The organism is Inquilinus limosus (genome assembly GCF_002195995.1).
In the GTDB taxonomy this organism is placed as follows: Bacteria; Pseudomonadota; Alphaproteobacteria; order DSM-16000; family Inquilinaceae; genus Inquilinus; species Inquilinus limosus_C.
This window is the reverse complement of the sequence record NZ_NHON01000136.1, coordinates 1-11,727: the sequence shown is the minus strand read 5'-3', so window position 1 is coordinate 11,727 and position 11,727 is coordinate 1. Positions and strand designations below refer to the sequence as shown.

7 protein-coding genes are annotated in these 11,727 nt (G+C 71.3%); 3 read left to right on the top strand and 4 right to left on the bottom strand.

Going from position 1 to position 11,727, the window contains the following annotated elements:
* Positions 1-131: 131 nt before the first annotated feature.
* Complete coding sequence (locus BWR60_RS33580) at positions 132-1,625, bottom strand: CoA-acylating methylmalonate-semialdehyde dehydrogenase (protein ID WP_429913056.1); 1,494 nt, start codon at positions 1,623-1,625, stop codon at positions 132-134.
* A 424-nt stretch (positions 1,626-2,049) separates the two neighbouring features.
* On the opposite strand from BWR60_RS33580, the gene BWR60_RS33575 reads away from it, so the two are divergent.
* The 3 genes from BWR60_RS33575 to BWR60_RS33565 all read left to right on the top strand — a co-directional run bounded on the left by BWR60_RS33575 (position 2,050) and on the right by BWR60_RS33565 (position 5,163).
* Entirely contained in the window at positions 2,050-2,775 is a 726-nt protein-coding gene (locus tag BWR60_RS33575; protein WP_088157273.1) for a hypothetical protein, read from the top strand.
* A 14-nt stretch (positions 2,776-2,789) separates the two neighbouring features.
* Positions 2,790-3,920 (top strand): D-alanine:D-lactate ligase-like protein, encoded by a 1,131-nt coding sequence (locus tag BWR60_RS33570; protein ID WP_088157271.1) that lies wholly within the window; start codon positions 2,790-2,792, stop codon positions 3,918-3,920.
* 220 nt (positions 3,921-4,140) lie between these two features.
* On the top strand, positions 4,141-5,163 hold the full coding sequence (locus BWR60_RS33565; RefSeq protein WP_088157269.1) for a cupin domain-containing protein: 1,023 nt from the start codon (positions 4,141-4,143) through the stop codon (positions 5,161-5,163).
* Positions 5,164-5,468: 305 nt separating this feature from the next.
* On the opposite strand, the gene BWR60_RS38455 is transcribed toward BWR60_RS33565, so the two are convergent.
* From BWR60_RS38455 to BWR60_RS33550, 3 genes are read right to left on the bottom strand one after another with little or no spacing between them, the layout of a single operon-like run.
* Positions 5,469-5,750 carry a YnbE family lipoprotein gene (locus BWR60_RS38455; protein ID WP_088157267.1) on the bottom strand — a complete coding sequence of 94 codons (282 nt, stop codon included), beginning with the start codon at positions 5,748-5,750 and terminating at the stop codon, positions 5,469-5,471.
* 20 nt (positions 5,751-5,770) lie between these two features.
* On the bottom strand, positions 5,771-8,887 hold the full coding sequence (locus tag BWR60_RS33555) for an intermembrane phospholipid transport protein YdbH family protein (protein ID WP_088157265.1): 3,117 nt from the start codon (positions 8,885-8,887) through the stop codon (positions 5,771-5,773).
* Positions 8,888-8,931: 44 nt separating this feature from the next.
* Positions 8,932-11,463: a cation:proton antiporter gene (locus BWR60_RS33550; protein WP_179222058.1), complete on the bottom strand. Its 2,532-nt coding sequence runs from the start codon at positions 11,461-11,463 to the stop codon at positions 8,932-8,934.
* Positions 11,464-11,727: the final 264 nt, after the last annotated feature.

Genomic DNA, 11,727 nt, shown 5'->3' with positions numbered 1-11,727 from the left:
GGGCCAGAGCGAGCGGGGTCAAGAACGGTTCTGACTGAAGGAACCCCCTCCCCCTACCCCCCTCCCGCAAGGGGAGGGGGGACTCAGGTTGGTCGGTTCTCGAGCAAAAAGAGCGGACGGGGACGAAACGCCTATCTCATCACCGGCATGGTGAACTCGGCCCCGCCCTTGATGCCGGTCGGCCAGCGCTCGGTCACCGTCTTCAGCTTGGTGTAGAAGCGCACCCCGTCCGGCCCGTACATCCCGAGGTCGCCGAAGGCCGAGCGCTTCCAGCCGCCGAAGCTGTGGAACGCCATCGGCACCGGGATCGGCACGTTGACGCCGACCATGCCGACATTGCAGTTGCTGACGAAGGTCCGCGCCGCGTCGCCGTCGCGGGTGAAGATCGCGGTGCCGTTGCCGTATTCGTGCTTGTTGACGAGGTCCAGCGCGGTCGCGAAATCCGGCGTCCGCACCACCGACAGCACCGGCCCGAAGATCTCCTCCCGGTAGATCCGCATCTCCGGCTCGACATTGTCGAACAGGCAGCCGCCGACGAAGTAGCCGTTCTCGTAGCCCTGCAGCTTCAGCCCGCGGCCGTCGACCACCAGCTTCGCGCCCTCCCCGACGCCGATGTCGACATAGCCGCGCACCTTGTCGTGGTGCTGCTTCGTCACCAGCGGCCCCATCTCGGCGTCCGGGTCGGTGCCGGGCCCGATCTTCAGCGCCCGCACCTTGGGCTCCAGCTTCTGGATCAGCCTGTCGCCGACATCGCCGACCGCGACCGCCACCGAGATCGCCATGCAGCGCTCGCCGGCCGAGCCGTAGCCCGCGCCCATCAGCGCATCGACCGCCTTGTCCAGATCGGCGTCGGGCATGACCACCATGTGGTTCTTGGCGCCGCACAGCGCCTGCACCCGCTTTCCATGCGCCGCTGCCGTCGCATAGATGTACTCGCCGATCGCGGTCGAGCCGACGAAGCTGACCGCCGCGACGCCCGGATGGGTCAGAAGGGTGTCGACCGCGACCTTGTCGCCATGCACCACGTTGAGCACGCCCGGAGGGGCCCCGGCCTCGATCAGCTTGGCGGCCAGCCAGTTGGCGGCCGACGGGTCCTTCTCCGACGGTTTCAGCACGAAGGTGTTGCCGCAGGCGATGGCGACCGAGAACATCCACAACGGCACCATCACCGGGAAGTTGAACGGCGTGATGCCGGCGCAGACGCCGACCGGCTGGCGGATCGAGAAGCTGTCGATCTCGCGCCCGACATTCTCGCTGAACTCGCCCTTCAGGAGATGCGGGATGCCGCAGGCGAACTCGACGACCTCGAGGCCGCGCTGGATCGACCCCTTGGCGTCGGACAGCACCTTGCCGTGTTCCGCCGTCACGATCCGCGCCAGCTCCTCGATGTTCTCCTCGATCAGCTGCTTGAAGCGGAACATGACGCGGGCGCGGATCACGGTCGGAGTCGCGGCCCAGCCGGGCAGCGCCTTGCGGGCGGAGTCGATGGCGGCGCCGACCTCCTCGGCCGAGGCGAAGTCGACGCGGCCCGAGACCTCGCCGGTCGCCGGGTTGCAGACGTCCCCGGCGCGGCCGCTGCGGCCGGGCGCGGCCTTGCCGTCGATGAAGTGATGGATCGAACCCACGCTGCGCTCCTCCAGAATTTTCTGACCGACAGGCCGGAATGCCGCCTGATTTGCCGCGCCCCTCGCGACGGGCTTGGCGACGGGGGCGCCCCTGTCGTAACTGTCGGCCATGATAGCCTGTATTTCTCACACCCCTTACACCCTGCGTCGCCTTGCGGCGAGTCGGATGGGGGCGCGGGCCACGAAGAGCGTATCGGGTTATACGGTCGAGTGGCCCGCGCCCTCAGGCGGCCGCCGCAAGGCGACCCTCCGGGCCGGTTGAACATGCCGACCGGGGGCGTCGAACGGCTCGCGCGATGAACCACATCGCACTTCGCCGCTCTCCTGCCCGGTCGGCATGTTGAACCGGCGCAGGGTGCAAGGGGTGTGAGAAATACAGGCTTCAGGCGGTAATTTCAGCCGGCAAAGGGTCAGGATAGGGTTCATGGGTCTCGGTCTCTACGATCCGGAGCGCCGCTACCGGCGGCGCGTCTGGGGCGCGATCATCCGCGTGTTCTTCTCGATCACCGTGCTGGTGGTGGTGGCGGCCTTCGCCTACCAGATCGGGGTCGAGCGGACGCGCGGCCAGATCGCCACCCTGCAGACCCAGGTCTCCGGCCTGACCCAGGACCGCAGCGGGTGGGAGCAGCAGCGCGTGCAGCTGCAGGCGGCGACGCAGACAGCGCAGATCCAGTACCGCGAGCTGATGGCCCGATTCGAGCGCGAGGTGCCAACCGGGGTGAATCGCGAGCTGGCCGACAAGGTGGCGGCGCGGCTGCAGAGCGGGCTCGACCCGCAGCGCCTGGCCTTCTACATCGACCAGGCTGCGGCCCCGCGCGACTGCAAGCCGGGCGAGAGCAAGCGCTTCATCCTGCCGACCCAGAACGCCACCGGCGCGAACAGCTCGGTCGCCTTCGCCAACAACACCGTCGCCGTCACCGGCCGCGGCGAGAGCGCGCTGGACGACAGCAACAAGGCCCAGTCCTGGTTCGACCCGGCCAAGCCCATCACCGTCAACTTCCGCGGCATCGATGGCAAACAGGCCACCGCCACCGGCGTGCTGCCGCTGTTCCAGACCGTGGTGATGGGCGACAAGGAATACCGGTTCAGCCTGGTCGAGGGCGAGCGCAGCTTCGTCCGCGTCACCAGCGAGGTCTGCGCCTTCCCCTGATCCCGGAGTTGCCGATGCCGCCCTCCCCGCTCCGCCGCGTGGTCATCACCTATGAGCCGGAGGCGGCGTGCCGGGCGCGGCTGGAAGCGGCCGGCTTCGACCCCGCCATCGCGGCGGAGGTGGCCTGCTACCTGGCCCAGGCGACCGACCTTGAGGCGATCAAGCCGGAGCTGGCGGCCACGCTGGGCGAGGCCGGGCTGGAGGCGGAGTTCGTCGAGCTCGACGCCCTGCTCGCCGCCCTGCCCGGCCTGTGGGCCCGGCGCGACGACACCATCCTGTGGTGCCAGACCGACGGCATCGCCTATTACCGGGGCAGCACCGTCAGCGCCCTGGCCCGGCTGGCCGGCATCCCGTTCTACGGCAGCCCGCCCCAGGCGCAGCATCTGTGCCAGGACAAGTTCAAATGCACCGCTTTGGCCGAAGCGGCCGGCCTGCCGATGCCGCCGACCGCGCTGGCCGAGGGCCGGCGGGTGATCGCCGGCGCCGAGGTGCTGGACGGGCCGGGGCCGTTCTTCGTCAAGCCGAACACGCTGGGCGCCAAGATCGGCATCTTCGGCGACTCTCGCACCGAGACTGCGGCTGCCGCGCTGGAGGCGGCCGCGCGGCTGTGGGACCGCTACCGCGACCGGGCGGTGATCCAGCCCTTCCTGCCGGGCCATGACGTCCGGGTCAGTTTCATGGACACCGGCCGGCCCCTGGCCGCATCGCTGGGCATCGCCCGGCTGGGCAAGGATCCGGGCAGCGAGACCGGCGGCGCCTTCATGACCATGCGCGACAATGCCAGCCTGTCGGGCAGCCGCGACACCGAGGGCGGCCGGACCGGCTTCGGCGAGACGCAGGACCGCGCCTTCGTCCCGCAGCTCTCCGACCTGCGCGCCGAGGCCGGCCCGGCGGCGGCCCGCATCGTGGCGGCAGCCGAGACGCTGGTGCCCCGCCTGGCCGGGCTGTTCGGGCTGCGCGACTATTTCTCGGTCGACCTGCGCGCCGACGAGGATGGCGGCGTCCGGATCCTGGAGTTCGAGACCTGCCCGGCGGTGACGATCTACGATTTCCAGACCTATCTGCGCGACACGCACGGCCTGCCGCTGGGCGCCACCCTCGCCCGCTCCCTGGCCCTGGCGCATCGGCGGCCGGCGGAGGTGTGATATCAGCCGCCCGAACCCTTCCCGTCATGGCGAGCCCCGAAGGGGCGTGGCCATCCAGAGGCCGCTCGCACCGGCCCCTGGATGGCCACGGCGCTGCGCGCCTCGCCATGACGAGGAAAAGGCCGGAAAGTCGATCTCAAGAACCGGTGATGTGAGGCACCGGCTTTGACCAACGCCCGGCTTGGTCCAGGATCGGGCCAGACCAAAGGGGGAACCGCCAATGCCGACGGAAGCACCGAAGCCGATCTCGTCGAACGACGTTCCGTGGCAGGAGTGGTTGGACATCCCGCGCTTCACCACGCGGTACCGGCACCTGACCCGGGCCGCGGTCGGCGACGACTACCATGTCGGTGTCGCCATCGAGGAGCTGGGGCCGGGCATGCAGAGCTCGCCGGCGCATTACCACATCTTCGAGGAGGAGCATGTCTTCATCCTCGAGGGCACGGTGACCGCGCGGCTCGGCGCCGACAGCCATGAGATGAAGGCCGGGGACTATCTCTGCTACCCGGCCGGACAGCGGGCCGGGCACTGCCTGGTCAACACCGGCGACGCCGTCTGCCGCTACGTCGTGGTGGGCGAGAAGAACCCGAACGAGATCTGCGTCTACACCGACACCGGCAAGGTGCTGGTGCGCCCCCTGGGGCGGCGGGCGATCTTCGACATGGCGGCGATGCGCGACTACTGGGACGGCGAGGACACCGGCCTGCCGCCTGGCGTGGCCCCGCCCGCCGACGCCGCGGTGGCCGAGGCCGCGGTCGTGCCGAAGCCCCCGATCTCCGAGGCCGCGGTCGACTGGCATGACGACGGCGTGCCCGGCAGCGCCCGGTTCGGCGGCCGCTCGAAGCACCTGACCCGCGCGGCGGTCGGGCTGGACTACCGCGTCGGCGTGCTGATCGAATCCCCGGCGCCCGGCAAGCGCCTGTGCCCGACCCACTACCACATGCTGGAGGAGGAGCACGCGCTGATCCTGGAGGGCCAGGTGACGCTGATCCTCGGCGACGAGCGATACGAGCTGACCGCCGGCGACTATGTCTGCTTCCCCGCCGGACGGAAGGTCGGCCATGCCTTCCTCAACCGCGGCCCCGGCCCGTGCCGCACCCTGATGATCGGCCAGCGCAACCCGAACGAGGTCTGCGTCTATCCGGATTCGAACAAGATGGCGGTCGACGCCCTGCGCACGCGCGACAACATCTTCGACATGTCGGGACGGCGGCAGTACTGGGACGGCGAGGAGACGAAGTGACGAGTTCGCCTCGCTGAGGCAACCGCTGGACTGCTTTCGCCCCTTGGCGGCCGAGCGTCTACGATTCAGCCTCACCCCTTCTTAGAAGCCGGAGCCTCCTTCGCGTCGCCCCATTCAGCGGGGTCGAGGCTGGGTTGGGGGCCCTCGCCGGCCCCCTCCCACCCAAACACATATTCGTATGGCTCATCGCCGGCCCGCGCCCGGAACTCGTGCTTCAATTTCCAGCCCAGACGAATGTATTCACGGGCCATCGACGCCGAATGTGCCTTACCCATACGAGGCATCACGAACTCCGAGGAAAGCCGCTAGGGCTGCGCCGGGTTCTTCCCGACCACCTTCTGCAGGCTGCGGTCGACCTGGACCTTCACGTCCTGCTCGACCTTCACGTTCAGGTTGATCTCGATCGGCTTGTCCGGCGCCTCGACCCGGATCACCGGCGAGCAGGCGCCGAGCAGCAGGGCGGCGCCCAGGCATCCCCCCAACGTCATGGCGAGCCCCGCAGGGGCGTGGCCATCCAGGGCAGCTCGCAGCGCCCCCTGGATGGCCACGGCGCTCCGCGCCTCGCCATGACGATTCCTGAGAGCCATATGCAATCCCCTTCTCGTCTTCAGCACGGCGGCTGGCTCCTGCGCCCCAGCCGCTCGGCATAATAGTCCCGGATGCGGTCGCCGATCCGCGCCAGCGCCAGGCTGCGCCGGGCGATGACGTAGAGCGCGCCCGACAGGTTGACGTTCAGCGCGATCGGGAAGCCGCCATAGAGGTCGGGGTTGGATCCCCGCACCGCCAGCCGGACATTCGCCTCGCCGTCGCTGCGGCCGTCCAGTGTCGCCCGCAGCGACTGGTACTGGAAGTTGCGCAGCGCCGTCATCAGCGTGTCCATGCCCGGTTCGGCGGCGGCCGCCGCCTTGATCTCCTCCGGCGCCGCCGCGGCCCCGTAGCGGATCTCGCCCGGGCCGCGCGTCGCCAGCACGCCGTTCTCGACCACGATCGTGTCGCGGTCGAGGCGGAACGGGATGGTGCCGTCGACGATGCCGGTGGCGCGGACATCGTCCAGCCCGGCCGCGGCCACGGCGCGGGCCAGGTCCAGCCCCTCCACCTTCAGCACCGAGGGCCTGCGCCTGCCGGCGCCGCCTTCGACCGAGACCTTGGCCCCGGTCCAGTCCAGCGCCAGCCGCCGCAGGTCGACGCCGCCGGCCACGCTCCAGCCGAAGCGGGCATCGACGCCGGTCAGGGGCGGCATGTCGCCATCCAGGATGAAGCGGCCGATCCGCACCCGCTGGCCGGCCGGCAGCCGCAGCGGCGAGAACCGGTCCAGCCGCAGCTCGCCGGTGGCCGCTTCGGCCCGGCCCCAGGGCGTGCGGAAGGCCGCGTTGCGCAGGCGCAGGTCGAGCGCCGTCTGCCCGGCGCTGCCCCAGGCGATGCGCCCGCCCCCCTCCAGCCTTCCGTCGACGCAGGCCAGCGGCAGCACGGCCAGGGCCGGCACCACATCCTTCGGCTGCAGCCCGCGACGGCGGAACCGCACCGGGTCCAGCACCAGGTCGAGGCCGCCTTCGCCGGTGGTCAGGTCGTGGCGGCCGGTGCCGGCGGCGCGGGCGCGGCCTTGCGGATCCGTCAGCTCCGCCTCCAGCGACAGCACGTCCGTGGCGGCGTCGAGCCGGCCGCGCATCGTCGCCGCCATCGGCACCACCGGGTCGCCCTCGATCGCCAGCCGCGCCGCGGTCAGCCGGGCGTCGAGCGGGGTCGCGGTACCCGGGGCCAGGGCGATGTCGGCGGCGACATCCTCCACCGTCAGCCCGGCATCGGGCAGCGCCAGCCTGCCGTCGGTGGCGGTGACGCTGTAGCGGCCGTCGGGCTGGGCCGGCGCGATGGCCAGGACCGGCGTGGTCGCGGTCAGCCGGGTGGCGCCCGCACCCGCGCCGATCGACAGGTCCAGCGCCAGCGCCGGCACGGCGGCCCGCACCAGCGGCGGCCGGTCGCTGTCGAGATCCGTCTCCAGCAGCGGCAGCCCACCGGCATCCGGGCACAGCTGCGCCGCCGCCGGCTGGGCCAGGCGCAGCCGCGGCGTGAAATCCTGCGCCGGCACGGCCAGCGACAGGCATTCGCCATGCACCGGCCGCACCGTCAGGTGCTGGCCGATGGTGTCGACCCGCACCGTGCCCTGGGCGGTGGCGTTGCCGCCCTCCTTGCCCGGCAGGCCGATGGTCGAGCTGCCGGACAGCGTCGCGGTCCAGCCCTGGTCGGTGGTCTCGCCCGTCACCGTCATCGGGCCGGGGTCGACGGTCAGGCCGACGGCCTCGAACGGGTCGAGATCCAGCACCGCCTCCGGCACCCGGACCTTGGCCTGGCCGGCATCGTTCAGCCCGAGCTCGGCGTCGATCGAGCCGGAGACGAGGAAGCCGGCGACATTGCCCTTGGTGGCGCCGGCCAGCCGGGTCCACCAGGTGTCGCCCTGGCGGCTGAACTCCAGCCGCTGCGGCCCGCCATTGCCGGGCAGCCAGTCGAGGTCGACCGACAGCTTGCCGGAGGCGAAGCGCCCCGCCACCTTCCAGGGCCGGCTGCCGGCCAGGGTCAGGGTGCCGCCGGACAGGTCGATGGCGGCGGTCAGCTGCCCGGTCTGCAGCGACACGCCGGTGCCGGCCTGGACGCCGTCGGTCGACAGCCGGATGAAGCCGTCGGCCAGCAGCTCGGGCAATTCATCCAGGCTGGGCAGGCCGGGGGTGCGCAGGGTCAGCCAGGCGTTGACGCTGGCCTTGCCGGTGACGCCGCCGTCGAAGCCGAGGGCCGGCGCCACCGCGCCGAGATTGTCGGCGTCGACCTGCACCGCCAGGTCGGTGCCCTCCCCCTCCTTCGCGCCCTGCAGCTGCAGGCCCAGGCTGCCGTCGCCGTCGCCGATCCTGGCGCCGACGATCAGCTGCTGCAGCCGCTGCAGCGAGCCGTTGCCCTGCACGCCGAAATCGCGGAACCGCGCGGTGCCGCGCTCGACCTCCGCCACCGTCAGCGCGCCCTCGATCTTGCCGCTGGTGTCGCGCTCGCCGCCATAGGCGATCCAGCCGGTGACGCCGTCGAGCGACAGCTGCTCCGACCGGAACACCGCCCGCTCCAGCTGCGCGCCGCCCCAGACCTGGCCCTGCGGCGTGTTGGTCAGGTCGAACTTGGCCTGGGCCGCGCCGCCGGCGCCGGCCGGCTGCAGCTGCCCCTTCCACACCAGCCGGCCCAGCTCGTTGACCGAGCCCTCGGCCTCGACCGGGGTGCGGATCCGGCCCCAGGGGGTGTCGATCACGATGGTGCTGTCGGTGACCGAGATGGTCTGGAACGGGATCGCGCCCAGCCCGGCGCCGCCGCTGTCCCGCGTCAGCACCTCCATCCGCGGCAGGTCCAGCGTGCCGGAGCGGTCGATGCCGAGGCGGATCGACACGCCGGACAGCGCGATCGAGGACAGGTGGCCCTGGCGGATCAGGGTCCAGGGGTTGAAGCCCAGGGCGATGCGGTCGATGGTGATCCGGCCGTCGGCCAGGGCGATGCCGCCGATCTCGGCCGAGCCGAGATCGACGCTGGAGACGGTCAGCCGCTCGACCGGCACGCCCTCGGCCCTGAGGCGGGCGACGGCCTCCTGCTCGACCCAGCCGGGCAGCAGCTGCCGCGCGGCGATGGCCAGCCCGACCAGGATCGCGAGCAGCGCCGACAGGCCGATGGTCCAGCGGCGGCGTGGGAGGAATCGCGCCATCCCGCCACTCTAGCCGAGGCGAAGGGCAGCCGGAACGGGGCGGCTCAGACCGCCTCCTCCTCCCCCAGCGCCGAGATCGTCCGTTCGGTCTCGGTGCTGCGGGCGCGGGCCACTTCGGCGATGGTGCGGCGCAGGTCGGGATGGGCACTGGCCAGCGCCTGCAGGTCGCGGGCGGTCAGGGCCAGCAGCTTGCAGAAGGCGATGGCGGTGACCGTGGCGGTACGGCGGCCGCTGATCAGCACCGCCATCTCGCCGAAGAAGTCGCCGCGACCCAGCCGGAACTTGCGCCCGCCGCGGCCGATCTCCACCGCGCCGGAGGAGATGAAGTACATGGTGTCGCCGCGCTCCCCGGCCTGGACGATGGCCTCGCCCGGCACCGCGAAGATCGGCTTCAGCAGGCGGCAGATCTGGCCGATGCGCTCCTCCGACAGGCCTTGGAAGAACGGCAGGCGCCGCACCAGCTCCTCGGTGCTGAGGCCGAGGTCCAGCCGCGGCCGGCGCTGCAGCGTCTCGTACAGCCGGCCGACATCGCGCTGAAGATCCTCATAGATCTCGCCGGTGATGAACTGCTGGTTGCGCAGGTCGTCGTATTCGACCGATTCCAGCCGCAGCGCCGCCCAGCGCAGGAAACGCTCGGACATCCGCCGCTCATAGTCCGGATATTGCAGCCGCCAGGCCTCGATCGCGGCGACGATGGCGTCCAGCCGGGTGGTCAGCACGGCGTCGAGCGACTGCCACACCTCGGCGCCCAGCAGCCGCCGCATCTCGGCCTCGGCATGGCGCTTCAGCATCTCGATCATCATCCGCGAGACCTTGAGCATCTCGAGGCGGTCGGCGATGCGGCCGGACAGCGGTCCCTCCCAGCCGGTGTAGCGCTGCAGCAGGATGGCGATGCGGAAGCTCGGGCCGAAGCCGATGTTGCCCGCGGCCGCGGTCAGGTAGTCGCCGCGGCCGCCGGTCATCGCCGCGTCGTGCAGCCGGCCGACCTGGGCCAGCAGGTCGACCGTGGTGCGGCGCGACATCAGCTTCTGGTCGAAATGCTCCACCACCAGGTCGCGCTCGCGGTTGGCCAGGGCCATCAGCCCCATCCGCTCGCGCTCCTTCGGGTCGAGCATGAAGGGCCGGCTGGCCAGGCCGCTGAGGCGGCTGCGATAGGCCTCGGCCGCCTCCTTCGCCACCTCCGGCGCCAGATGCTGCTCCTCGGCGATCTCCTCGATCCGCTCGGCGATGCCCTCGCGCGCCTGGTGCAGGGCGCGGTCGCGCAGCGCCAGCTCGGTCGGGCTCAGCGCGCCCATGCCCAGCGCGCGCATCACCAGCCGCAGCGTGGTGGCGTTGACCAGCAGCGTCCACAGCACGAAGCCGGTGGCCAGGACCACGACGAAATGCGTCGCCTCGGTCCCCAGCAGCGGGTTCTCGCTGACCGCGAGCGCCAGCGCCAGGGTGACGGCGCCGCGCAGCCCCCCCCACAGGATCACCACGCGATAGGGCGTGCTGACCGGCTGGCCGACCTTGAGCCAGGTCAGCACCGGCAGCAGTCCCCACAGCACGATGGCGCGGGCGGCGAAGGCGGCGGAGATCAGCACCAGCAGCAGCAGCCCGTCCTCGACCGTGGCGTCGCGCAGGAACTCCGGCACCAGCATGGCGGCGAAGATGAAGATCAGGGTCGAGGCGCAGAAGCCGAGCAGCGCCCACACCTTCTCCAGCCCCTCCCAGCCCTCGGCCGAGATCCGCACCCGGCCGGTGGAGCCGACCACCAGCGCCACGGTCACCACCGCGACGACGCCGGAGACGTGCAGGTAGCGCTCGGCCACGACATAGGCGATGTAGGGCAGCGCCAGGGTGAAGGCGACCTCCGCCACCGGGTAGCGGTTCAGGGGCCGCATCACCATGAAGGCCAGGCGCCCGGCGACGAAGCCGAACAGGCCGCCGCCGATGAAGAAGCGCAGGAACAGGAGCGGCGCGCCGCTGGCATCGGCCTCCTCGGCGCCATGGCCGGCGCCGCCGCCGGCGGTCAGGAGGCCGATCAGGACGATGTAGAGGGTGATGGCCGCGGCGTCGTTCAGGAGGCTCTCGCCCTCGACCAGGATGGTCAGGCGCCGCGGCGCGCCGGCGTCGCGGAAGATGCCGATCACCGCCGCCGGGTCGGTGGTGGCGACGATGGCGCCCAGCAGCAGGCACAGCACCAGGCTCTGGCTCGACGTGCCCCACAGGGCGATGCCGACCACCAGGCTGCAGACCAGCACGGCGACGACGGCGAGCGTCAGGATCGGCGCCACGTCGTCCATCATCCGCCGCACATCCATGTGCAGCCCGGCCTCGAACAGCAGGATCGGCAGGAAGATGTGGAGAATCGCCTCGGACCGGATCTCGCCGCCGGTCAACGCATGGGCGAATTCGGAGAACGTCCCGCCGGTGCCGATCGCGCCGGTGACGCTGGCGACCGAACCCAGCGCGATGCCGAGCCCGGCGATCAGCACCGAATGCGGCAGCGACAGCCGGGTCGCCAGCGGCTGCAGCAACGCCACCAGGACGATCAGGATGGATATGGCGAGTACGGCCAGGGCGATGTCGGGCATGGTTTCCATCGTCAGAACCGGGCGTCCCCCCGCCCGGCCCGGCGATACTACACGACACGCGCGATCTGTCGCCGGTGATGGTGGTCACTGGCGGACGAGGCCTGCCCGGAAGCACGCCGGACGCCGCCGGACAACACGCGGCGGGACCCGATCGAGGCGATGGGCTGCGGCGGCGGGCTCTGACGGCTTGGGCTTCGGGAACGGTTCCCCCTCCCGCTCCGTCCAAGTCCCCCCTCCCCTCGCGGGAGGGGGTTAGGGGGAGGG

Coding starts and splice junctions, on each gene's coding strand:
- BWR60_RS38455 (WP_088157267.1), bottom strand. CDS start 5,750: ATGGCTCTCAGGAATCGTCATGGCGAGGCGCGGAGCGCCGTGGCCATC.
- BWR60_RS33555 (WP_088157265.1), bottom strand. CDS start 8,887: ATGGCGCGATTCCTCCCACGCCGCCGCTGGACCATCGGCCTGTCGGCG.
- BWR60_RS33570 (WP_088157271.1), top strand. CDS start 2,790: ATGCCGCCCTCCCCGCTCCGCCGCGTGGTCATCACCTATGAGCCGGAG.
- BWR60_RS33550 (WP_179222058.1), bottom strand. CDS start 11,463: ATGCCCGACATCGCCCTGGCCGTACTCGCCATATCCATCCTGATCGTC.
- BWR60_RS33575 (WP_088157273.1), top strand. CDS start 2,050: ATGGGTCTCGGTCTCTACGATCCGGAGCGCCGCTACCGGCGGCGCGTC.
- BWR60_RS33565 (WP_088157269.1), top strand. CDS start 4,141: ATGCCGACGGAAGCACCGAAGCCGATCTCGTCGAACGACGTTCCGTGG.